At 40.1% G+C, this 22,659-nt stretch carries 22 protein-coding genes; 4 read left to right on the top strand and 18 right to left on the bottom strand.

The window, feature by feature from the left end; genetic code table 11:
- Nucleotides 1–49: 49 nt before the first annotated feature.
- Together J4N25_RS11360 and J4N25_RS11355 are read right to left on the bottom strand one after the other, a co-directional pair.
- Entirely contained in the window at nt 50–997 is a 948-nt protein-coding gene (locus J4N25_RS11360) for an FKBP-type peptidyl-prolyl cis-trans isomerase (protein ID WP_207422319.1), read from the bottom strand.
- Between the two features lie 15 nt (nt 998–1,012).
- Entirely contained in the window at nt 1,013–1,477 is a 465-nt protein-coding gene (locus tag J4N25_RS11355) for an FKBP-type peptidyl-prolyl cis-trans isomerase (protein WP_242695872.1), read from the bottom strand.
- A gap of 233 nt (nt 1,478–1,710) precedes the next feature.
- Between J4N25_RS11355 and J4N25_RS11350 the strand changes: the two genes are divergently transcribed.
- Complete coding sequence (locus J4N25_RS11350; protein ID WP_207422318.1) at nt 1,711–2,190, top strand: hypothetical protein; 480 nt, start codon at nt 1,711–1,713, stop codon at nt 2,188–2,190.
- A gap of 56 nt (nt 2,191–2,246) precedes the next feature.
- Here the strand turns inward: J4N25_RS11350 and J4N25_RS11345 are convergent, their stop codons facing one another.
- The 10 genes from J4N25_RS11345 to pdxA all read right to left on the bottom strand — a co-directional run bounded on the left by J4N25_RS11345 (nt 2,247) and on the right by pdxA (nt 11,217).
- Nucleotides 2,247–3,824, bottom strand: coding sequence for a M28 family peptidase (locus J4N25_RS11345; protein ID WP_207422317.1), 1,578 nt, complete (start codon nt 3,822–3,824; stop codon nt 2,247–2,249).
- A gap of 4 nt (nt 3,825–3,828) precedes the next feature.
- Nucleotides 3,829–4,266, bottom strand: coding sequence for a ribose 5-phosphate isomerase B (gene rpiB, locus J4N25_RS11340; protein ID WP_207422316.1), 438 nt, complete (start codon nt 4,264–4,266; stop codon nt 3,829–3,831).
- 13 nt (nt 4,267–4,279) lie between these two features.
- On the bottom strand, nt 4,280–5,161 hold the full coding sequence (gene tatC, locus J4N25_RS11335; RefSeq protein ID WP_207422315.1) for a twin-arginine translocase subunit TatC: 882 nt from the start codon (nt 5,159–5,161) through the stop codon (nt 4,280–4,282).
- A 63-nt stretch (nt 5,162–5,224) separates the two neighbouring features.
- Nucleotides 5,225–6,571, bottom strand: a complete 1,347-nt coding sequence (gene accC, locus J4N25_RS11330; RefSeq protein WP_207422314.1) for an acetyl-CoA carboxylase biotin carboxylase subunit — start codon at nt 6,569–6,571, stop codon at nt 5,225–5,227.
- An 80-nt stretch (nt 6,572–6,651) separates the two neighbouring features.
- Nucleotides 6,652–7,143, bottom strand: coding sequence for an acetyl-CoA carboxylase biotin carboxyl carrier protein (gene accB / locus J4N25_RS11325; RefSeq protein WP_207422313.1), 492 nt, complete (start codon nt 7,141–7,143; stop codon nt 6,652–6,654).
- Between the two features lie 103 nt (nt 7,144–7,246).
- Nucleotides 7,247–8,242 (bottom strand): beta-ketoacyl-ACP synthase III, encoded by a 996-nt coding sequence (locus J4N25_RS11320; RefSeq protein WP_207422312.1) that lies wholly within the window; start codon nt 8,240–8,242, stop codon nt 7,247–7,249.
- Nucleotides 8,243–8,255: 13 nt separating this feature from the next.
- Nucleotides 8,256–9,194 carry a phosphate acyltransferase PlsX gene (gene plsX / locus J4N25_RS11315; protein ID WP_207422311.1) on the bottom strand — a complete coding sequence of 313 codons (939 nt, stop codon included), beginning with the start codon at nt 9,192–9,194 and terminating at the stop codon, nt 8,256–8,258.
- Nucleotides 9,195–9,210: 16 nt separating this feature from the next.
- Nucleotides 9,211–9,405 carry a 50S ribosomal protein L32 gene (rpmF, locus tag J4N25_RS11310; RefSeq protein ID WP_207422310.1) on the bottom strand — a complete coding sequence of 65 codons (195 nt, stop codon included), beginning with the start codon at nt 9,403–9,405 and terminating at the stop codon, nt 9,211–9,213.
- Nucleotides 9,406–9,428: 23 nt separating this feature from the next.
- Complete coding sequence (locus J4N25_RS11305; protein ID WP_207422309.1) at nt 9,429–9,974, bottom strand: YceD family protein; 546 nt, start codon at nt 9,972–9,974, stop codon at nt 9,429–9,431.
- 187 nt (nt 9,975–10,161) lie between these two features.
- Nucleotides 10,162–11,217 carry a 4-hydroxythreonine-4-phosphate dehydrogenase PdxA gene (pdxA, locus tag J4N25_RS11300; protein ID WP_207422308.1) on the bottom strand — a complete coding sequence of 352 codons (1,056 nt, stop codon included), beginning with the start codon at nt 11,215–11,217 and terminating at the stop codon, nt 10,162–10,164.
- A gap of 461 nt (nt 11,218–11,678) precedes the next feature.
- Between pdxA and rsmA the strand changes: the two genes are divergently transcribed.
- Both rsmA and J4N25_RS11290 read left to right on the top strand, forming a co-directional pair.
- Complete coding sequence (gene rsmA / locus J4N25_RS11295) at nt 11,679–12,458, top strand: 16S rRNA (adenine(1518)-N(6)/adenine(1519)-N(6))-dimethyltransferase RsmA (RefSeq protein ID WP_207422307.1); 780 nt, start codon at nt 11,679–11,681, stop codon at nt 12,456–12,458.
- 72 nt (nt 12,459–12,530) lie between these two features.
- Nucleotides 12,531–13,457 (top strand): NAD(P)-dependent oxidoreductase, encoded by a 927-nt coding sequence (locus J4N25_RS11290; protein ID WP_207422306.1) that lies wholly within the window; start codon nt 12,531–12,533, stop codon nt 13,455–13,457.
- Nucleotides 13,458–13,511: 54 nt separating this feature from the next.
- Here the strand turns inward: J4N25_RS11290 and J4N25_RS11285 are convergent, their stop codons facing one another.
- Nucleotides 13,512–13,799 (bottom strand): hypothetical protein, encoded by a 288-nt coding sequence (locus J4N25_RS11285; RefSeq protein WP_207422305.1) that lies wholly within the window; start codon nt 13,797–13,799, stop codon nt 13,512–13,514.
- 348 nt (nt 13,800–14,147) lie between these two features.
- Between J4N25_RS11285 and J4N25_RS11280 the strand changes: the two genes are divergently transcribed.
- Nucleotides 14,148–16,367, top strand: coding sequence for a bifunctional alpha,alpha-trehalose-phosphate synthase (UDP-forming)/trehalose-phosphatase (locus J4N25_RS11280; protein ID WP_207422304.1), 2,220 nt, complete (start codon nt 14,148–14,150; stop codon nt 16,365–16,367).
- Here J4N25_RS11280 and J4N25_RS11275 read toward each other — a convergent pair.
- From J4N25_RS11275 to J4N25_RS11255, 5 genes are all read right to left on the bottom strand, one after another.
- A complete protein-coding gene (locus J4N25_RS11275) occupies nt 16,344–17,375 on the bottom strand; it encodes a GntR family transcriptional regulator (protein WP_207422303.1) in 1,032 nt (343 codons plus the stop codon). The two genes, J4N25_RS11280 and J4N25_RS11275, sit on opposite strands and share 24 nt — an antisense overlap.
- Before the next feature lie 126 nt (nt 17,376–17,501).
- Nucleotides 17,502–20,279 (bottom strand): glycosyl hydrolase, encoded by a 2,778-nt coding sequence (locus J4N25_RS11270; protein WP_207422302.1) that lies wholly within the window; start codon nt 20,277–20,279, stop codon nt 17,502–17,504.
- Nucleotides 20,280–20,292: 13 nt separating this feature from the next.
- Entirely contained in the window at nt 20,293–20,607 is a 315-nt protein-coding gene (rhaM, locus tag J4N25_RS11265) for an L-rhamnose mutarotase (protein ID WP_207422301.1), read from the bottom strand.
- Nucleotides 20,608–20,684: 77 nt separating this feature from the next.
- Nucleotides 20,685–21,842 (bottom strand): glycoside hydrolase family 88/105 protein, encoded by a 1,158-nt coding sequence (locus J4N25_RS11260; RefSeq protein ID WP_207422300.1) that lies wholly within the window; start codon nt 21,840–21,842, stop codon nt 20,685–20,687.
- 13 nt (nt 21,843–21,855) lie between these two features.
- A complete protein-coding gene (locus J4N25_RS11255) occupies nt 21,856–22,659 on the bottom strand; it encodes a rhamnogalacturonan acetylesterase (protein ID WP_207422299.1) in 804 nt (267 codons plus the stop codon).

Genomic DNA, 22,659 nt, shown 5'->3' with positions numbered 1-22,659 from the left:
CAATGCCTTTTATAATATCAAGCCAACCTTAATACTAGCATTTGTGCAGCTACTTGGCTACATTGATAACCTGTACGTCAAAATCTAAGCAGGAGGCCGGTGGAAACTGTACGACACCAGTTCTATTATCCCTAAGACCGTAAATACCATAAGCAAGGCTGGATGGAATAAGAATTCGGATACTTCCTCCTTCTTTTATCATTGGAATAGCTAACTGCCACCCCGGAATTACCCCAGATAACACACTAGTATAAGCTTCGGATTCAGAATTTTGTTGAAAGATAACACCATTCAGAAATCTTCCAGTAAAAACTGTAGACACTGTTGAATCTCTTGTTATTGAGCTACCGGTACCCGGATTAGATATCTTGTAATACACTATACTATCTCCTTTTTGAATCTTAGTAAAACCCGAAAGCCCATTTGATGTCATGAAGTTTCTCAAACTCAAATCATCATAGTTAATGATGTCCTTTTCGTTGATTACCCTGATATGGTATTCCAAGGAAGCATTACTAGGGATCGTCCCTGCTCCGTTAACACCATAGGCCAAACGAGAAGGCACAATTACCTTAATTTCACCTCCTCTTTTCTTTAAGAAGTTTACTACAGCGTACTTTAAAGCGTTAGGATACCCTTTCTCTGATCCAAAATACCCAAGGTGGTCATTAGTCGTAAATCCTTCCCCTAAAGAACCATACCGGTTTGAAGAGGCAAAGGTGTCCACCGAAGCGTAACGGCCATCTAAAGACCTTACAGTAAACACCAAAGGTACAATTTCTGAAAACTTAAGATCAGCGCCAGCACCTGGTTTTACCACAGAATACCAGATGTTAAGAGAATCGTTTTTAGTATAGGTTAGATTACTTTTAGAAATATAATCACTTATATTTTTTGTATCTATTTCTTCAACGGACTCATATTCTTTTTGACAGCTAGTGGCCAGCACCAAAACAGAAAAGAATAATAAAGGAAGTTTATATAAAGGTGATTTCATTTTATCACTTGAAAATTAATTTACGCCTAGAAGCTCAATATCGAAATCCAACACAGAATTAGCTGGGATACCACCAGTTGGATTAGGCCCATAAGCATATCCTGAAGGAATTAAAAGTCTAATTTTCCCTCCCGGCTGTATCTTGGGAATCCCAATTTTCCAACCATCAATAACACCTCCTAATGCAAAGCTGACAGGCCCGGTACCTTGAGGGATCTCAGTACCATTCAACAAATGCAACTTGTATTTAACAGTAACACTGGTGTTGGCGGTATACCTGACAGTACCAGAACCTGGAGCACTAATGATATAATAAATTCCACTTGTATCCCTTTGCGCGGTAAGGTTGTTGTCGGATAAAAATTTCTTAATAAGTCCTTCATCAATAGCTAACTGCTTTTCAAAATCATAGGGCTCCGACTTTTTACAGCCGCCTATAATCAGCAATAGCATTACGGCAAATCCTAAAAACTTTTTCATGTTATTCCTCGAAGCGCAAACTTACATAAAATTTTTGCGTGTACTTCAACTGGTGAATGTTATTTCAGTCAAACCGACTGCTTTAAACCCTAACGACTAAAACCCTTAAAGCTTGTACTGGAACAATAAAATCTTGTGATATAGGTTGCAAAGTCCACTGGGCGATACTACAAGCCTTTTTTACAAAAACTATTTTACCTTCGCACTGTATTCTATCAATTCTAATTGAGTTTATGAAAAAGTCTATTTTATTTTTCCTTTTTACAGGCATCTTCTTGCTAACAACCAGCTCCACTAAAGCCCAATATCAGAATGCCATAGGAGTGCGACTTGGCGACGCATCTGGTGTAACCTTCAAAACCTTCCTGGATTCAGATAAGGCCTTAGATATTATTCTTGACTTAAAAAACCGGAATAAGTATTCCTTAATTCGTCTGACAGGACTTTACGAAAAGCACCTTCCGCTTGGATTTGATGAAGTTCCGGGAATAAGATGGTATTATGGGGGCGGCGGATCTATAGGGAACTACCGTAATAAAGTTAAAGACGAGAATCAGTTATATTTAAGTGCTGATGGTGTGATTGGATTAGACTACAAATTTGATACGGCGCCAATCAATTTATCTCTTGACTGGAAACCGTCACTTGAACTCTCGCCCTCACCCGACTTCAATGGAAATGGACTCGGGCTTTCGGTGCGCATTACATTCTAAAAACTTGCAATGCATTAAAAATAAAGGTCGAAAGTTATGACTTCCGACCTTTATTTTTAATCTTTATGTACATCCACTACCGGTGCTTTATCCCTGTTTACTAAATCCCAGGCTGTATAGTAAACTAAGCCTGCTCGTTTAACCAGCATTGGAAAATCAATCTTTGACACCTCATCTCCTACCTGGTGATAGTCTTCATGTATTCCATTAAAATAAAATATAATTGGAATTCCATGCTTCGCAAAATTGTAATGATCAGAACGATAATAGATCCTTTCAGGATCATTCGGGTCATTGTACTTATAATCAATCTTTAGATTCGTATAGGTTGAGTTTGCGTTCTCGCTGATCTTATGCAGGTCTGTACTTAATTTATCAGAACCTATAAGATAACAATAATTAGGATCCGATTTATGAGTGGGATCAACCCTGCCAATCATATCAATATTCAAATCTGTAATCGTATTCTTAAGCGGAAATACAGGATGATCTGAATACCATTCAGAGCCTAACAAACCCTTTTCCTCCCCCACTACCAGCAAAAAAAGTATACTTCTCCGAGGTCCTTTTCCTTCTTTTTTAGCTTGACTAAAAGCTTCCGCAAGTTCAATTACGCCTGTAGTTCCAGAACCATCATCATCTGCACCATTAAATACCTTATCAGGGCCGGCAGGATTCATTCCTACGTGGTCATAATGTGCGGAAAGAACCAGAACCTCATCTTTAAGATCAGATCCTTCAAGATAGCCCATTACATTAACAGCTTCAACATCCTTGGTCTGCGAACCGAAAGATGTTGTAAACTTCACCTTAACCTTCTGTGAGGCGGGCTTTCCGGAATTATCTATTTGCTGCTTAATGCTGGCAAAGGTTCTACCTGTCGGCTTTAGAAACTTGTCAGCTGCCGTGCTTGTGATTTGAATGATAGGAGTCGCCTCAGATGTAGCTGGCTGCTCTTTCTTCAATCCAAGTACAGGCTCTCCAAGATGCCCCTTATTAGTTTGCAAATGGGACGCTAACCTTTCGTTAACGGCAAGGATCAAAGCGGGGCCCTTTGATCTTAGTAGTTCAAATCTTTTATTTACATTCTTCGACCAGTCTGAGTTCTCCTTTGAACCAGTAACTGTGAAAGTGCCATTTTTAGAAGGCTCTCCATAGTTGATCACCATCACTACTTTACCCTTTATATCAATACCCTTCAAATCGTCATACTTCGCATCAGAGATACCGTATCCAACGAAAACAACTTCAGATGTATTAATATTTACAGGCTTAGCAATAGATCTCGCGTAAAAATCCTGAAGGAAAAATAGAGGCTTTCCATTTACCAGAAAGCTCTTAAACTTAAGTGCCTTTTCCTCAAGTCCAACCTTTTGAAAGTAGCTGTTATTAACAGGAGGTACCAGCCCTAACTTTTTGAATTCACCAGCAATATAATTAGCTGCCTTAGCTGCCCCTGGTTTACCTGTTTCCCTTCCTTCAAATTCATCAGATGCAAGGATCGATAAATGCTTGCGTGCAGAAACCGTATCAATATAGCTGCCATACTTTTGGGCAACAGGATCTGCTTGAGCATACGCGCCAACAGAAAGTGCTGATATAAGAATACCGATAGCTATACTTTTCTTAATCATAATCTTAACAGGAAATTTTTCCAACTCGTGTAGCATGCCTTCCCCCCTCAAACTCTGTGTCTATAAACTTCTGAGTAATTAACTTCGCTGCTTCTGTTGATACAAATCTTGCTGGAATACATAATACGTTAGCATTATTGTGTTGACGAGCAAGCTCCGCAATTTCTTCCGTCCAGCTAATCGCCGCTCTTACTCCCTGGTGCTTGTTCGCAGTTATTGCAACGCCGTTAGCGCTCCCACATACAAGGATCCCTAATGTAAATTCTCCATTCTCAACCGCTGACGCAACAGGGTGAGCGAAATCCGGATAATCTGCAGATTCTGCACTGTAAGTACCAAAGTCCTTTAATTCATAGTTGGTCAGGTATTCCTTCAACATTTCTTTGTAGTTGAAGCCTGCATGATCAGATCCAATTGCAATTGAGACGTTATTAGTAGCCATTTTCTTTGTTGTATTAGGTTCTTTTATAAAAATCAAGTTCTGCTTTTTGGCGCTTACGTTCCACTCGGGCTGAGACAATAATACTCATCTCAAATAGTAGATATAAAGGCAAAGTTATGGTTATCATAGGTAACATGTCAGGCGTAGGAGTTACCACTGCCGCAATTACCAAAATTATAACAATAGCATAACGTCTGGAAGCACGCATAAATGCAGGCGTCATTAATCCTAACTTGGATAGTATGTATATTATTATAGGTAGCTCAAAAGTAATTCCAGTACCGATACTCAGTGTCCCCACTGTCGACAAATAGGAATCTATCGTGATCTGATTCTGAATGATACTACTTACCGTATAATTAGCAAGAAAACTTACGGAAAGAGGAGCAATAATGTAATAGCCAAACAGCAGGCCTACCAAAAAGAGCAAACTTGCGTAAATTACAAAACCAGAAGCTGCAGAACTTTCTTTATCCGTGAGGCCTGGCTTCACAAATCGCCAAACCTCAAATAGCAAATAAGGAATTCCGAAAACCAAGCCCATTAATAGCGAAGAGTTCATTTGCAACGTGAATTGTCCGGATAACTCGGTATTAATGATATTAAAGGGAATCTCTTTTATACAAAAACCATCTCCTAAATCAAATCTTTCCGCAAGCTGGCACATCATTCGATAAGTCCAGAACTCTGGCTTCTTGGGGCCCATTATAATTTCACCGAAGATGAAATCGTAGTAGCAAAAAGCTACCACCGTAAATACCAGAATTGCTGCTACAGATCTGATCAAATGCCATCGTAATTCTTCCAAATGGTCGAAGAAGGACATTTCCGCTTCAAGGCTCTGTCCTTTTTGCTTGATGGCCGTTATTATATCAGTAGGTTTCTTATCGCTCATTTTAATAAAAACAAAAATACCATTCTATATTCTTAGAATGGTATTTACGATTATTCTTTACGTTTAGATCGCTGAATTGAGATCGAAACTTTCCATAAACTTCGTCGTAAAGTTTCCGGCCCTGAAGTTCGGATCCTTCATTAGTTTTATATGGAAGGGGATCGTTGTTTTAATTCCCTCAATCACAAATTCACTAAGGGCCCTCTCCATTGTGGATATTGCCTCTTCGCGTGTTTGACCTGTACAGATCAATTTTGCGATCATAGAGTCGTAGTTTGGAGGAATATGATATCCAGCATAAACGTGAGTATCAACCCTTACCCCATGCCCACCGGGAGAGTGGAAATGTGTGATCTTTCCAGGAGAAGGACGGAAACCATTAAATGGATCTTCAGCATTAATACGACACTCGATAGCATGTTTCGCTGGAGCATAGTTTTTTCCAGAAATCGGAACTCCTGCCGCTACACGTATCTGCTCCTTAATTAGATCGTAATTTATTACTTCCTCAGTTACCGGATGCTCTACTTGAATACGGGTATTCATTTCCATAAAGTAGAAATTACGATGCTTATCTACCAAGAATTCGATTGTTCCTGCACCTTCGTAATTCACTGCTTTCGCTCCTTTCACTGCAGCCTCACCCATTTTCTCACGTAAAGCCTCTGTCATGAACGGAGATGGCGATTCTTCAACAAGCTTCTGGTGACGACGCTGAATGGAACAGTCACGTTCAGATAAGTGAGAGACGGTTCCATACTGATCTCCTATAACTTGAATTTCAATATGTCTTGGATCTTCAACGAATTTCTCAAGATAAATTCCATCGTTCCCAAAAGCAGCTCCTGCTTCCTGGCGTGCGGAATCCCAGGCTGCTTCAAAATCTTCATCTTTCCAAACAATTCGCATTCCACGACCACCACCACCGGCTGTAGCTTTAAGAATTACAGGGTAGCCAATTTGATTTGCTACTACAATACCTTCTTTAACGTCGCTTAACAATCCATCAGAACCCGGAATAGTTGGAACGCCGGCGTTCTTCATCGTTTCCTTCGCTGAAGCTTTATCACCCATATCGTTGATTTGCTCAGGAGTAGCTCCGATAAACTTAATCCCGTAATCACGGCAGATCGCAGAAAATTTAGCATTCTCTGAAAGGAAGCCGTATCCTGGGTGGATAGCATCAGCATTAGTAACTTCTGCTGCCGAAATAATATTGGGAATATTTAAGTATGAATCTTTACTTGCAGGGGGGCCTATACAAACTGCTTCATCAGCAAATCTAACATGCAAACTCTCTCTGTCGGCAGTGGAATACACTGCAACAGTTTTAATCCCCATTTCCTTACAGGTACGGATTATCCTTAATGCAATCTCTCCACGATTTGCAATCAGTATTTTCTTAAACATAATTTAAATGTGCAAACAAGAAAATGTGCAAACACGCAGACGAAGATCATCTACATATTTGCACATCAAATGATTTTAATTTATGCTGGATCTACCAGGAATAGTGGTTGATCGTATTCTACAGGACTTGCATTTTCAACAAGAACTTTCACGATACGTCCTGAAACTTCAGATTCTATCTCATTGAAAAGCTTCATCGCTTCGATGATACAAATAACCTGGCCAGACTTAACTTCATCTCCGACTTCTGCAAATGCAGGTTTATCAGGACTAGAAGAACGATAAAAAGTACCGATCATTGGCGACTTAATCGTAATGTAGTTTGACTGTTCAGCTGGTGCAGCTACAGGAGCCTGAGGTGCTGCAGGAGCAACCGGTTGTGGTGCTGCCACTGGAACAGCTTGAGGAGCCTGTACCGGCAATGCAGGAGCCGCCGGAATAGTTGCATTTACAACTGTAGGAGCCTGATTAGTCTTTATGGTTATTTTGAACTCTTTCTCTTCGATAGAAACTTCATTTACACCTGATTTGGAAACAAATCGGATAAGTTCCTGAATCTGTTTTATGTCCATAGTTGTTGGTTAAGCTTTTTACAATTTAGTCTCAGAACCTTAGTTCTGTTTGTTTATTTAGAAGCGAATTCATCGCTCTTACCCCGCTTATTCTAAACTTGGGTTACGAATTATAAGCCCATTTCAAGTAAGCAGACCCCCACGTAAACCCACCACCAAACGCAGCAAGAATAATGTTATCTCCTTTCTTAAGCTTACTTTCCCACTCCCAAAGGCACAATGGAATAGTTCCATTCGTGGTATTTCCAAAACGATGAATGTTAATCATCACCTTGTCTGAACTTACACCACAGCGATTAGCTGTAGCATCGATAATTCTTTTATTAGCCTGATGAGGAACCAGCCATGCTATATCATCAGCTGTAAGATTATTCCGTTCCATCACCTCAGCCGCAACATCGGCCATATTGGTAACTGCAAACTTAAATACAGCTTGTCCTTCTTGATAAACTGAATGTTCGCGGTTATCTATGGTGGCATAAGTAGCAGGCTTAAGAGATCCACCGGCTTTTAAATGCAAATAATTTCTGCCATTACCGTCACTTTTAAGGATAGAGTCTATAACTCCGAAACCTTCTTCGTTAGGTTCTAACAAAGCACAGCCACACCCATCACCAAATATAATACAGGTAGCCCTGTCCTCATAGTTTACGATGGAAGACATTTTATCTCCACCAACTACCAATACCTTCTTATGTTTGCCCGACTCGATAAATTGAGCACCTGTTGTAAGACCAAAAACGAAGCCGGAACAAGCTGCTTGAAGATCATATCCCCAGGCATTTTTAGCACCAATTTTATCAGCAAGAATATTTGCAGTGGCAGGGAAGATCATGTCTGGTGTAGACGTACAGAAAATGATGAGATCTATTTCTTCTGCACTAATGCCTCTTTTTTCAAGAAGGCCTTGTACTGCCGGAACAGCCATATCGGAAGTCGCAAGGCCTTCGCCTTTTAAAATCCGTCTTTCTTTAATACCAGTGCGTGATGTGATCCACTCATCACTGGTATCTACTATTGTTTCCAATTCCTGGTTAGTAAGAACGTAGTCTGGAACGTAACCATGAACCGCTGTTATAGCAGCGTAGATTTTTTGCATAATCCGTTTTGAACTATTTAAAAGCTGATGTGATTTTTTCTACAAGTTTTGTCTGTATCATACTTCTCGACAATAAAACCATATTTTTTATTGCCTCCGGAGTTGATATACCATGACCAATTATTACAGGGGCATTAACTCCTAGAATAGGACTTCCACCATATTGCTCATAATTAAACCTGGAGAAAAACTCATCCTTAAAACCTTTTTTTAGAGTAAGTACATAGAAAGTCTCGGCAAGCTTAAGCATTACATTTCCGGTAAAACCATCACATACAATAACATCAGCTTTGTCGTTGAACAAGTCACGTCCTTCAACATTTCCCACGAAGTTAAACAAACCGGCGTCCCGCATCAAGGGGTGCGTGGCAAGCATAAGAAGATTGCCTTTCTCTTCCTCCTCGCCAATATTGATCAACCCAACCTTAGGATTGGGAATACCAATAATATTCTCGGCAAACAACTTGCCTAAAATACCGAATTGAAGAAGTGTATCAGGTTTACAATCAGCATTTGCACCTACATCCAACATAATACCATAGCCACTTTTAAGCTTTGGTACAATAGATGAGATTGCAGGGCGAATTACTCCGGGAATAGTTTTTACGCTAAACATCGCACCAACAAGCATAGCTCCTGTATTTCCCGCTGAAGCAAAAGAATCGACTGTCTTTTCCTTAAGCATACGGAAACCCAGGCTTATACTAGAATTTGGCTTCTGCGTAATAGCTTTCGTTGGGTGCTCACCCATTCCTACAACTTCTGTAGTATGGACAAACTCTATAAGATCTGGATTAAAATTTTGCTCTTCAAAAATAGGAAGAGCAGCCTCTCTATCTCCAATCAGAATCATTTTCTGACTTGGATCTAAAGCTTTATAGGCTTCAATTGCTCCCAAAACCGTTGCCTTGGGAGCAAAATCCCCGCCCATTATGTCTAAGCCAATTTTCATTCGGGAGAAAATTACCTTAAGATGCTATAGAGGTACTTTCGATAAGTAATTTACCTTTATAGTATAGGTTACCGTCAACATTATAAGCACGGTGGCCTAAATGTACAGCACCTGTAGTTTTGCAGGTAAACAAGCCTGGCGCCTCAGCTTTATAGTGAGTTCTTCTTTTATCTCTTCTCGACTTGGACAGTTTACGTTTTGGATGTGCCATGTTCCTGTTATTCTAATTTTTAATTATTTATTCTTTATGTTCTTTAATGCATCCCACCTGGGATCCTCTTCACTCGTATTTTGCTGTTCTTCTTCCTGGCTGCCTGAAAGTTTCTTCAACTTTTCAACCATCTCCTTATCACACCACTCAGTATTACCCGGGTCTTCACATCTATGAAAATACGGTACTGCTAAATTGATATACTCATAAATCAAAGTAGAAACGTCCACTTCGTGTTCGTTCCTGCTCAAAATTATGATCTCTTCGGTTTCATCCTCAACAGAATCATCCTCACCGAATTTTACGATCTGTCTCTCCCTTATATCTACGTTTGTAGGGAAATCAGAAAGACAAACATCACAATTAAGAAATATATGTCCCTTAATTACAAATTGCAGGATCAACATCGTTTCCTGCTTATCCAACTCTAAGTCTATCTTCAGGTTGCCGTTTTTTACCAAAGAGTATTCGAACTCGTCAAAAAAACGTTTATCAACATCAAAGTTAAACTGATGCTTCCCCTCCTTTAATCCCGTAAAGGGTATTATATATTCCTGTAACGATTTCAAAGCACGGCAATTGAGCCTGCAAAGTTAGGCATTTTTTACAATTAGGGAAAGTTTTTTGAAGAAATAGTCCTTGCTCCTATACAAGCCAATTTAACCACCTCTCTAGACCAAAATTGTCAACTCGAAATAGGTGTAAGATGTACGAATCCTATCTTAAAAGTTATTCTTTAATCACTTCTTCTTCTCATTAATCCCGGTCGCGTGACAACTTCGAAATTTTTAAAGGATTAGCAGTGAGTTCTGCCATTTCCCTCCTCCTTTTAACAATGTTTAATGCAGCAAATAATGCAGATCGGAAGGAACTTTCAGAAGCAAGGTTCTTTCCAGCAATATCATACCCGGTTCCATGGTCTGGAGATGTCCTTACTACTGGTAATCCTGCCGTGAAATTAACACCATCATGGAAAGCAATGTATTTGAAGGGGATTAGCCCTTGGTCATGGTACATGGCCAGTACCGCGTCAAATTTGCGATGAGAGCCATTAGCAAAGAAGCCATCGGCGGGAAATGGACCAACTGCGTATATCCCTTTAGCCTTCGCTTCCTCTATTGCCGGGATAATTACTTCTTTTTCTTCCCTGCCAATTAAACCATTATCACCTGCGTGAGGATTTAAACCCAGTACCGCGATCTTTGGTTTCTGAATCCAGAAATCACCTTTCAAACTGTCTCGCATCAGCTCTAGCTTAGACAAGATAGCCTCTTTCGTTATACTGTTTGCGACTTCTGTCACCGGAATATGCCCGGTTACTACACCTGTTTTTATGTCATCACCAACCAAAAACATCAAAGCGTCTTTGGCACCAGCTCTATGCTGAATATATTCGGTATGCCCGGGGAACTTAAAATTCTCGTTCTGAATGTTATGCTTATTAATTGGAGCAGTTACAAGCGCATCTATATTTCCAGACAAAAGATCATCTACAGCTTTCTCTAAGGAAATAAACGCATATTTACCTCCAGTTTCGTTAACAACACCTGGCTCAACCCGCACATCTTCCTCCCAGCAGTTAATAATATTTACCCTTTTGGGATTAGCCGCAGATGAGCTATTGATTACGTTAAAATTAAAATCGTTTATAGATAGTGCCTTACGGTAAAAAGATGCAACTTTAGTACTCCCATAAACTATTGGAGTACAGTATTCCAAAATTTTATGATCTGCTAAAGTCTTAATGATTACCTCTAGTCCAATACCATTAATATCACCTATAGAAATTCCAACTTTAATTTTATCGCTCATAGATCAAGGGCACGTTTGTGCATTAAAATTTCACAAACTTATGAAATTTCCTTTAGAAGTATTTTTATCCATGATTCTTCCTGCATCATTATGAGAAAAACTTATCCATTTTATTAATTCCTTATAGGAATAAAAATTAACTATATTTGATTCAAGCACTCCAAAAGCCTGTTCTGGCTCGAACTCCTGCAACAAATTCTAATACTTTAGACCGACCTTATAGCGACCTTACAGCGATGTTATAGCGACCTTATAGCGATATTTATCCATGAAATCTCCGTACATGCTCCGATAATCATTCGTAATTCCTTCGGAAGCTATTCTATTATTCGGTCAGCATTAGTTGAAAGGTAAGTCCTGAATTCCGAACCAGTCCCGAATAAATCCCTAACAAGGGCAAGTTCTAATCAAATCCTACCCTTCACATTTCAATTTTTACGTTATTTGCAGAAAATACTAGAATGAGTTCTGTTAGAGCAAAAAAACATTTAGGTCAGCACTTCCTTACGGATAAGAACATTGCACAAAAGATCGTGAATAGTTTGAAGCCCGAAGGTAAGTATACCGAGGTGCTGGAAGTTGGTCCGGGAATGGGCATCCTATCCGACTTTCTTCTGCAAAAAACGGAATACCAGACGTATCTCATAGACCTGGACACAGAATCATATGAGTACCTGCAAAAGCAATATCCGCAGCTGGGGGAGCGCTTGATCAATGGAGACTTTTTGGAGCTGGATTTTAAAAGTATTTTCAAGGGGCAGTTTGCCATTATAGGTAATTTCCCATACAACATCTCCTCTCAGATTCTTTTTAAAATATTAGATAACCGCGAACTTATTCCCGAAATGGCCGGAATGTTCCAAAAAGAAGTCGCTGAACGATGTACAGCAAAGGCCGGCACCAAAGAGTACGGGATTCTGAGTGTCTTCGTTCAGGCGTATTATGACGTTCAATACCTTTTTACGGTAAAAGCAGGAGTATTCAATCCTCCTCCAAAAGTTCTTTCCGCTGTTATAAGGCTGTCGCGCAAGGACAATCAGACATTGAATTGCGACGAGAAGTTATTCTGGAAGGTTGTAAAAGCTGGTTTCAATCAAAGAAGAAAGACCTTACGAAATGCGGTCTCTTCATTACTTCCGAAAGAAAAAATGGGTGAAGAACCAATGCTGGATCTGAGAGCGGAGAGATTAACAGTTGAAGATTTTGTATATCTCACTAATTACATAAGCGATAAACAATAGGAGTTTGGATAGGTCAACTTCATCGTCTGAATATTGTTTTCTAATTTTACCCCTCACCAATCAAGTCATTTAATGCAACAAAAAAGAATCCTTATTGCCGATTTTTTACATCCTGTTTTCAAGGTAGAGGCAGAAAAGTTGGGCTACAAGGTTGACGACTTCCCACACTATAGTAAAGAGCAAACCTTGGCCGAGATAGCGAATTACCATGGGATTGCTGTTCGTACAAAGTTCCGTATCGACAAAGAGCTTATTGATGCCGCCTCCGGGCTTGAGTTCATTGCCCGGGCAGGTGCAGGCTTGGACAACATTGATGAAGCTTATGCAGCAGCAAAGGGTATAAAACTATTGAATGCCCCAGAAGGTAACCGGGATGCTGTTGCAGAACATGCAATAGGAATGCTTTTATCTTTGATGAATAATTTAAGAAAAAGTGATTTCGAAGTTCGTAATGGTATTTGGGACAGGGAAGGGAACCGTGGAGTTGAATTAAACGGAAGAACGGTGGCCATTATTGGATATGGATTTATGGGGCAACGTTTTGCACGTAAATTAAAAAGCTTCGACGTGAACGTGATTGCTTACGATAAATACAAAACTGGTTTCAGCGACGAATATGTTACAGAAGTAAGCATGGAGCAAGTTGTTAAGCAGGCAGATGTACTAAGTTTACACATCCCATTAACCCGGGAAACACGTCAAATGGTTGATGAGGAATATTTTTTCCACTTCAAAAAGCCTATCTTTTTTCTTAATACAGCACGAGGAGAAATAGTAAATACGCGTTCTGTATTAACAGCAATACAACAAGGAAAAATCCTTGGTGCAGGACTCGACGTGCTTGAAGTTGAGAAATTTCCCGGGATCGCAGATCAATCTTGGTTTGCAGATCTTGTAGCAAACGATAAAGTTATCCTTAGCCCTCATGTAGCAGGCTGGAGTGTAGAGTCATACCGGAAAATTTCAGAGGTACTTGCTAATAAACTAAAAGATCTGTAATAAAACCCGGCACGTCCCAAACAGAGGTACCGGGCTTACAAACATTAACACAAGTCAGTTTAATACTACATTGGGATTGTAATTTATAAAGTCTTCATAGACCTTACTTAATTCTTTCACCGAATGTACTTCTATCGAATCCCCCCAGGGTGTCCAGGAAATAAATTTTTGCTTTTTTTCAGTAGGAACTTTCGCTGGCGTAATTTCTTCATATACTCCAAAATTGCCCAGCGTGTAATACTTTAGCTTTTTTGTACGGTGGTTCAGAATGTGTGATTTTGTTAATTCGAAGCCCATAGTTTTGATCCAGTTCTTGATGGATAAAGCTCTGTTCCGTGTCATGATAAATAAAATTTAGTTTCTCATTTGGTGAATTTGCCGGATCAATGCCTTTCAAATATTGTTCCAATGAAAACATTATTATCAGCATTAATACTATCTGATTGACAGTAGATTAAACATGGCCCTACTATTCCTGTTCGCGAAAAAAAAACTTTTTATTACGCAGGATGTGGATAACTTGTGTGGATAATTCTAGCCCCTGTCTTACCACGGGGAAACTACCTAATTTTCATCCAGCAACCATTAGTCTTAGCAAAATGAACCTTTTTGCAAACATAGGGTACAGCTTTTGTTTGAATTGATTAGAGGACATTAATGTATCCCTACGATTAATAAACCAAATGTACAATGAGTAGAACCATCATTATATCTAACCGGCTCCCCGTAAAAATCAAAAAGGAAAACGGCCATTATGATTTGAAGCCGAGCGAAGGTGGCTTAGCAACGGGACTAGGATCCATCTATAAACAAGGTGATAATGTTTGGGTAGGCTGGCCTGGGGTAGAAGTAACTTCAGATGAAGACCAGACAGAGGTAACGGAAAAGCTTGCTGAACTAAACCTAATGCCTGTTTTCCTTACTCAGGAAGATATTAATCTTTTTTACGAAGGCTTTTCTAACGAGACTCTCTGGCCGGTTTTTCACTACCATCCTACTTACGCGGTCTATGAAAACTCTTATTGGACAAGCTATGCCTCAGTAAACAATAAGTTTAAAGAAGCTATATTAAGAATTGCCCAACCAGGTGATATAATCTGGATACACGATTACCAACTACTTCTGCTTCCCGGATTTATTCGTGATGGACAACCTAATTTAACTATTGGGTTCTTTTTACACATTCCATTTCCTTCGTATGAATTGTTTCGCCTAATTCCATGGAGAAGTGAAATTTTAGAGAATATGCTTGGTGCCGACCTTATTGGGTTTCATACCTATGATGATGCCCGGCATTTCTTAAGCGCTGTTTCCCGCATCCTACCAGTACATACCTCTGCTAATGTGGTACAGCATGGGGATCGACAGGTTGTTGTCGATGCATTTCCTATGGGTATAGACAGTGAAAAATATGAATCCCTGACCAAAACTAAAGAAGTGCATGAAAACATCGAAAAGCTTGAAAAGAGTTTTCATGGCTGCAAACTTATTGTTTCGATTGACCGGTTAGATTATAGTAAAGGGATAATCCAGCGATTACAGGCTTTTCAAATGCTTCTGGAAAAAAATCCAGAGTATGTTGGTAAAGTTGTACTGTATATGATCATCGTCCCTTCAAGAGACAGCGTCCCGCAGTATAAAGAACTCAGGGATGCAATAGACCAGATGGTAGGTAATATAAATTCGCTCTACCGTACCCTAAATTGGATTCCGGTCCATTATTACTACCGGTCTTTCCCAATTGAAATGCTGGCTGCCCTTTACCATCAGGCTCACGTGTGTATGGTAACACCGATGCGCGATGGAATGAACCTTGTGAGTAAAGAATATGTTGCTTGCCGCACTAATAACAGTGGGGTTTTGGTATTAAGTGAAATGGCCGGAGCTGCAAAAGAGCTTATCGACGCAATTATTGTTAATCCTAATAATATAAAGCAACTTTCAGAAGCAGTAAACGAAGCCTTAAATATGCCTGTCCAGGAGCAATCAAGAAGGATGAGTTCTATGAGGGAAATTGTTGCGAAGTTCAATATAAGGCACTGGGTTAAGATCTATATGGATAAATTGCAAGAGGTTAAACACATGCAAAACTCTTTGCTCGCAAAGCACATTGGCCCCAACAGAAGAGATCACCTTGAGAAAAGGTACGCTAATAGTTCAAAACGAGTAATATTCCTTGACTATGACGGTACACTTGTCGGATTCCAAACCACCATTGAGAAAGCAGCTCCCGACTACGAATTGATGGAGATCCTTAGGAGATTAAGCGATGACGCAAACAACAGAGTTGTGATTATTAGCGGACGAAAACATGAAAATCTTGAAGAATGGTTCGGCAGCCTCCCAATTGACATAATTGCAGAACATGGGGCATGGCAAAAATGCAAGGGCATGCAGTGGCAGCAGCAGCCTGGTCTCTATAATTTTTGGAAGCAGGACATACATCCAATTCTGCAAACCTATACTGATCGCACCCCAGGTTCTTTTATTGAAGAAAAAACTTTTTCGCTTGTTTGGCACTATAGGAAGGCTGAAAGTGGCTTAGGAGAACTCCGTGCAAATGATTTAATGACCAACCTGCGCTTCATTACAGCCGACAAAGGATTGCAACTATTACCAGGAAACAAAGTTGTTGAGGTGAAGAATATGGAAATCAATAAAGGAAAAATAGCCTTAACCTGGCTTGAAAAAGAGCAGTTTGATTTCGTAATGGCCCTTGGCGATGACCATACAGATGAAGACATGTTCAGAATGTTTCCTGATAGCGCAGTAACTATAAAAGTTGGCAGCAATATATCAGCAGCGCGCTACTACCTGAATGATTATAGGGAAGTCAGGGAGTTTCTGAAGTGCCTCTCTGAAAAGGTATGCATACCGCGTCCTGATTTACAAGGACTTCCTCATAGTTAGCTTGAAGGGAATTTCTACATGGGTTCTTGAGTTCTCAAGGATCATATTAGCTGCGATCGTGCCCATCTGGTCAAAATCTGTGGAAATAGTAGTGATTCCATCAAGAATTATTTTCTTAAGGGGTGTTTCATTATATGAAATTACCCCTACTTGCTTTCCTACTTTCAGTTGGCTCGTTATAACTTGTTCCACCAGCGTTACCAAATCATCTTCCATAAGGCTAATAAATACTTCTCCTTCATGAATATCGAGCGCATTAACATCAGCTACTACTTCATGGTTAAACGCATACTGTTGGCAAAATCGTAAGAACCCCTTCTTAATTTCTCTTGGATAATAAGTTTTATCCGGAAAGATCAACTTAATGGTATGGTATTTACTTAATGCTTCACGAGCCTGCTCCAAGGCATGATAGATGTCTTTCTCAAAGTTTTCATATACTGCAGCATACTCCCCGTCTACGCCAGATATTTTCTTATCCAGCAGGACTAATTTCTCTTTTGGAATAGTATTGATAACTTCGTATGCATTTTCGCTTCCCTCAATAAAATGCGGTATCACTACATAATGGGAATAACCCTCCATTTTATTATTAAGCAGTTTCTTAAATAATTTAAGATCGTTATTGTAAACATAGAAATCTACAGCAACCTGCTCTCCAAGGGCACTTACAAAAGCATCATAAACTATCTTCTTATGAGAACTCAGCTTATTAAAAAGCATGCAGATCCTTAGCGTTTGCCTAAAATCTGTTGCTCTGATATAATAGCCTTTTCCGGGTATAGAACCCAACACACCAATTTTCTTAAGGTATTTATAGCCCTTTTCTGCAGTATCCCTTGAAATCTCCAGTTCATAGCTAACCTCATTAATAGAGGGCAACATATCATTCTTATTTATTTTTCCAGCTTCTATTGCTGTGAGAATAGAATTGGTTAGTTGAAGATATTTCGGGGTTGCAGAATATTCATCAATATGGATAAACTCGAAAATACGTGTGGGCTTCATCGATACTTGAAAATCTAGCCTAAGGTAGTAAGTTTTTTAAAATAATCTAAAGGTAGACCATTCGGTAAGTTAGAGATTAATTACTATCCGGGAATTATCAGTCCCGGATAGTTTGATTATTTACCCTTACCTAAAAGGCGTAATGGTTACTGGTCCGATCAGACCTGATGTTTGAGGCTTCCAGTTTGCAGCGTTAAAACTGAGGTAATTGATATTGACAAAATTAATCTCATTATAATTCCTCCACTGAATACCCTTTTTATCCATATCCCTGATCCTGTTTGCCATTAAATTGGCTACCTCTATACGAATAGTGTTTTTCTTTCCAGGCTTTAGATACTGTCCGATCCTCGCCTTAAATGGTATTCCCCAGATAATACCGGCATCCTGACCATTTACCCATACATGGGCACTTTCAGCAACCTTCCCTAGATCCAGTTCATACTCTTTTGCTTCACCTTTTGGCATATTAAAAGTGATGCTGTAGTCAGCTGTTCCAGAATAAGAAATGGCGGCACTATCCTGAAGCTCTGTCCAAGACACAAGTGTTTTTAATTTTTTCTCAGAAGGCAATGCCGGACCACCATTTGTAAATTTCAAATTCCAGGTTCCGTTAATGGCGATTGGAGCCGCCGGATTATCAAGGTAGAGCCAATCAAGTACCCCCTGGTCAGAAGGGGATGTTTTTAAAATCCATGCCTCTCCTGATTGCAGCTGAACTCTAACCTGGGTTGTCCCGTCTTTAATTGAAGACTTTGCTTTCCCTGCCTTACCTGTCTGCGGGTCTAAAATCACGACAGACGAAGCGCTTACATTTAATGGAATTACCTGATCAATTGCTTTCTCCGTATGATTAACCAGATAGTAGTATTTCTCATTGCCAGCTTGCCTCCGTAAGAACTTTAAACCAGAACTCGTTAGCTGCTCCCCTTTGATACCTTTCGTTTCAAGTGCTTTTTGAATATCTGCACTTAATAGTATCACTCCCGTTCCTGTCTTCATTTCCTTTACTCCCTGACCCGCCTCGGAAAAGTTAAACTTACCTAACAATTCCCTGAGCCTTTTCCGATTAGCATCCAGGTTACTTAACCCTGGTACATCTTGAGGAATATCTTGCATGATCACTGTGGCTCCATTATTTGCCAGCTGAAGAATTTTCTCAAGAGTTTCAACGGGAACTATTTCAGCTTTTGGAACAATTAGAACCTTATAAGGAGCCGAATTCAAAGATGTCGAGATCGAACCACCTGCAACAGTTGAACGCTTTAATAAATTATCAGAAATAAAATCTAAAGAATAGCCGGCTTTCTGCAAACCTGTAACATTTTTATAGAAGGGCGTGGGATGCAACCAGTGGTCGATGTCATGAACCTTCAAAGGCATATCCATCCCCTTGGGATTATTCCATACATCAAATACAGGCCAATAAATAAGTATTTCATTATCTGACTTTCCTGTTTGCAAAACTGATTGTACTCGTGTAATATAACTGTTCAAGCCAGGAACATGAGACCAAAAGCTATTTGCTGGAACCATATTCACAGAAGCATAAAATAACCATCCCGGCCACTTAATGTCTTCGGGAGAATAGGTTGTTCCATGATAGAACACATGGTTCACTCCAGAGAGAAATACTTGTTCTACCTCTGGTTTACATTGCGACAATGAAGTTTTAAAATGCTCTGTTAGCCAGGTGAAGGTCTCTGAACTGATCAGATTGTGTCCTGCCACATGTCCTGCAGAAGACGCAAATTTAAGCATCACAGGATCAGGATCTACATTTCGTATATCTGCACTATCACGCCTTAAACCGGGAATTGGAAAATAGCTTGATCCAAAAGTTTCGCATTCGGGAATATCTACAGCAGCATATAGGTCGAGCAGATTCCCTGGAGAACCGTGAGCCTGATTCTTGCTAACTGAATTATATTTATGCGCCCAATCAGTCCAGGGCTTGGTGAAGTTATCCATTAGCATTTCACCCATGGTTTCCCGGTAATCTGATTTCAAGCGGGCGATAAGTTTCGAAGTAGAATCTTTACTTACAAGATCTCTGATATAAAGTCTAAGATCGTATCCTCTCCTTCTTTGAAATTCGTTATAAAAATCGTCAGACCAATCTGCGTTATAAACTTCATAGCTGTCGTTATAGAAAGATCTTACTCCTGGCGACTTTCCAGCAAAAGCCTGATCGAAACGGCTGAGATAAGCATTTAAAGCGGGGCGTGAAAAATGATTTAAAGTAAAGCCTTCACCGCCAGGGGCAGCTCTTTTAACCATCTGCCTTGTGCGACCGCTAAAGGTTGCATATAGATCCCATTTGCCCGATTTAGGTATCCACTTTAAAGTGCCATCTTGATCTACCTTATCTGTTAAAAGAATAGTTTCGCCTTTATCGCTATAACCCGTTAAAGACTGGAACTTCGTATAACTTGCCTTGGGATCTTTAACTACGATCTTTTCCGCAAATGTCTTTCCTCCCTCTGCTTTATATTGCTGTACAATTATCTTGGAAGCTGCAAACTCCGGAGTGATTTGAGGACCACCAAATGGCCATCCCGTACCTGTAGTTAGATCTACCCCCATCCCTAAGCTTCCGGCTTTTTGAACCGTCACATTTAATTGTTGCATCCATTCGGGAGAAAGATACTGGAGATATCTTTTTTCAAACCCTTTAGCGCCATAAATCGGAGCAATCTCAACACCACCTATCCCTGCTTGCTTGTAAGTTTCCAGCAATGCGGCGATATTTTTTTCATCGACTGCGTTCCCCATCCACCACCAACGTGTCCATGGACGGGTTACTGTTTTAACTTCGGGCCATAGACTGGTTTGGGCAAATGCATTAAAGCTTGCCAATGCCATTCCTGCGAAAACCAGAAGCGTCTGTTTTTTAAATTTCATAATTAGCTGAATCCTAATCCATGTGAAAAACCTCTACAAGAGGAACTGTTACAGGCGAATTATCCGGATTGGTATCCATGATATCAGCCATAAAGGCCCACCACCTTTGTACAATCTCGGTGGCTCCAAGGTCTTGAGACGACTGAGTTCCGTTTTGCTGCTGCACTCCGAAAAGGATATTAGTCTCTTCATCGAGGAAAATAGTATAATCACTAACACCATTTTGCTTCAAAAGCTCCTTTAGTTCCGGCCACAGCTCATCATGGCGTTTTTTGTATTCTTCTTTGAAGCCCGGTTTCAGCTTCATCTTGAAAGCGATCTTTGCCATTGTGCTTTGCTATAATTGTTTGCTCACTGATCTGTTTGTACTCTATTCATTGATGGCCCAATTAGGAACCTCGTTGGCTATTTCAATTTATAAACCTCACTGCCGGCTAGCAGGAAACAGCCAAGGCCATAGTCTTCGAAATCAGGCTTCGAGGTGTAACTTACTGGCTGACCGTCTTTCGGCTCCTTACCCGTTCCCTGCACATATCCAAGGAAACCATTCGGGTGGACGCCCTCTTTGGTCATAACATTCCATGCTTTCGTTAATACTGGAAGATACGTTGCTCTATCTATCAGTCCATTATTTATTCCCCAGGCCATACCATAAACAAAAAGGGAAGTACCAGTTAATTCTTTACCTCCAAAATTATTAGGATCGTGTAAACTAACATTCCAATAACCATCCTGCCTTTGGATAGGTATCAGAGCAGCTAGCATGTCTTTATAATCCTGTAGGTATTCATTATAATGCGGATCAGTTTTTGGAAGCTTTTGAAGTGTACGAACTAAAGCAGCTACAACCCAACCATTTCCTCTCGACCAGTAACAATCCTCACCATTTGGCTCTTTGTAGGGAGGTACAAAATCTTTGTCCCTCCACCAAAGTTTATCAGCAGGATTCCATAATCCATTCCCACCATGCTTAGTTTTGGTGTAGTTATAGATCTGATACATCTTGTCATAGTATTTCGGCTCATTATAAAGCTCACCGAGGCGAACAAAAACAGGCATTGCCATTTGTAATGCATCAATCCACCACCAGTCGTCGACCCTCTCACTCGCAACCATCCCATCAATTGCGGTTTTAATGTCCTTTATACGCTCTTCCTTTTTGTCGATTAAATAAAGATCAATATAGGTTTGTCCGCAAGTTTGGTCATCAGCGTTCTGACGCTCCCTGGCAGTTCCACTCCTTAATCCCCATTTATGCTTCTCGCCCCATTGCACAGCATAGTTATAGTAAGATTTCCGGTGTTTCTTCTTAGGATCTATCCGGTAAAGCTCCATCAATCCCTCATAATAGACTCCTCTTGTCCATATATTACTTGGTCTTTCCCTGTTGGTAACGATTGGTTTACCTGCGTCAGGCCAAGTGTTCATAAAATACTTATTCGTTAGCCGCATAACGTCCAGAACGTCTTTTTTATCCGGCAAACTTTGAGCACGCAGCTGGCTTATTGTAGCCGTAAGGAACAATAAGCAATAGATGGTTTTTAGCAAGGAACGATTATTCATTTTAGTTATGTGTTTACTTTTTAGCTTGTTTATTTAAGTACTTCTTTAAAGATAAACCTTTAATACCCTTAATTCCCTCTACAACTTTTGCTGAATTAAGCCGGGCGCCTGCTTCTATCGGGTGGGTATGATCTTTCGTATTAAAATAAGTTGCTCTTACTTTTGATTCACCTTCCTTGTCATAGCTTTCAGCAACAAGAGTATTCAAATCAAGGAAAAAGGCACCAGAAGCAATAGCTGCTTCCCGAGCCCACTTTCCGTAAGCTTCATCAGCACGCTTTACTTTACCGGCTGTCCAGTCGTTTCTGGGGATTGGAGAACATACTACTACTGTTGCCCCCTTTGCTTTCGCTTCCTCCACCATTTTCCTTATGTACCAGCCATAAGAGTGAACTACCTCCTGCTGCTTAGTTATTGGATTATAAATTTCCTTTGTTTCCTCACCAATTCCTTTAATTGTACCCCTTGCACGAGCCGTATCGTCTAAAGGACCATTATCATTATGACCAAATTGCATAATTAGAAAATCGCCTTTCCTAATTTGCGGCAATACAGCTTGCCAACGTCCACGATTAAAAAAGCTACGGGAACTTGTGCCACCTAAAGCCTCATTCCTTATAGTGACCTTTGTAGTATCAAAAAATTCGTGAAGGAAACTCCCCCATCCCCACAATCCTCCATCTCCTTTGCCCTGGCCGTTTCGAACAGTCGAATCACCAATTAAGAACAATGTTGGTTTATCGGCTGGTTTCGTTAGAATAAAGGAAGAGAGCAGTACAACTGCTACGAACAGGCTAACCTTAAGTGCTTGCTTCAT

The sequence above is a fragment of the Desertivirga brevis genome, assembly GCF_017355835.1.
This window is presented reverse-complemented; position numbering and strand designations above follow the sequence as displayed.

Coding starts and splice junctions, on each gene's coding strand:
- J4N25_RS11350 (WP_207422318.1), top strand. CDS start 1,711: ATGAAAAAGTCTATTTTATTTTTCCTTTTTACAGGCATCTTCTTGCTA.
- J4N25_RS11290 (WP_207422306.1), top strand. CDS start 12,531: ATGCAACAAAAAAGAATCCTTATTGCCGATTTTTTACATCCTGTTTTC.
- accC (WP_207422314.1), bottom strand. CDS start 6,571: ATGTTTAAGAAAATACTGATTGCAAATCGTGGAGAGATTGCATTAAGG.
- J4N25_RS11270 (WP_207422302.1), bottom strand. CDS start 20,279: ATGAAATTTAAAAAACAGACGCTTCTGGTTTTCGCAGGAATGGCATTG.
- J4N25_RS11355 (WP_242695872.1), bottom strand. CDS start 1,477: ATGAAAAAGTTTTTAGGATTTGCCGTAATGCTATTGCTGATTATAGGC.
- J4N25_RS11275 (WP_207422303.1), bottom strand. CDS start 17,375: ATGAAGCCCACACGTATTTTCGAGTTTATCCATATTGATGAATATTCT.
- J4N25_RS11360 (WP_207422319.1), bottom strand. CDS start 997: ATGAAATCACCTTTATATAAACTTCCTTTATTATTCTTTTCTGTTTTG.
- J4N25_RS11280 (WP_207422304.1), top strand. CDS start 14,148: ATGAGTAGAACCATCATTATATCTAACCGGCTCCCCGTAAAAATCAAA.
- J4N25_RS11320 (WP_207422312.1), bottom strand. CDS start 8,242: ATGCAAAAAATCTACGCTGCTATAACAGCGGTTCATGGTTACGTTCCA.
- accB (WP_207422313.1), bottom strand. CDS start 7,143: ATGGACATAAAACAGATTCAGGAACTTATCCGATTTGTTTCCAAATCA.
- J4N25_RS11260 (WP_207422300.1), bottom strand. CDS start 21,842: ATGAATAATCGTTCCTTGCTAAAAACCATCTATTGCTTATTGTTCCTT.
- J4N25_RS11285 (WP_207422305.1), bottom strand. CDS start 13,799: ATGACACGGAACAGAGCTTTATCCATCAAGAACTGGATCAAAACTATG.
- J4N25_RS11345 (WP_207422317.1), bottom strand. CDS start 3,824: ATGATTAAGAAAAGTATAGCTATCGGTATTCTTATATCAGCACTTTCT.
- J4N25_RS11255 (WP_207422299.1), bottom strand. CDS start 22,659: ATGAAGCAAGCACTTAAGGTTAGCCTGTTCGTAGCAGTTGTACTGCTC.
- tatC (WP_207422315.1), bottom strand. CDS start 5,161: ATGAGCGATAAGAAACCTACTGATATAATAACGGCCATCAAGCAAAAA.
- plsX (WP_207422311.1), bottom strand. CDS start 9,194: ATGAAAATTGGCTTAGACATAATGGGCGGGGATTTTGCTCCCAAGGCA.
- rpmF (WP_207422310.1), bottom strand. CDS start 9,405: ATGGCACATCCAAAACGTAAACTGTCCAAGTCGAGAAGAGATAAAAGA.
- pdxA (WP_207422308.1), bottom strand. CDS start 11,217: ATGAGCGATAAAATTAAAGTTGGAATTTCTATAGGTGATATTAATGGT.
- rpiB (WP_207422316.1), bottom strand. CDS start 4,266: ATGGCTACTAATAACGTCTCAATTGCAATTGGATCTGATCATGCAGGC.
- rsmA (WP_207422307.1), top strand. CDS start 11,679: ATGAGTTCTGTTAGAGCAAAAAAACATTTAGGTCAGCACTTCCTTACG.
- rhaM (WP_207422301.1), bottom strand. CDS start 20,607: ATGGCAAAGATCGCTTTCAAGATGAAGCTGAAACCGGGCTTCAAAGAA.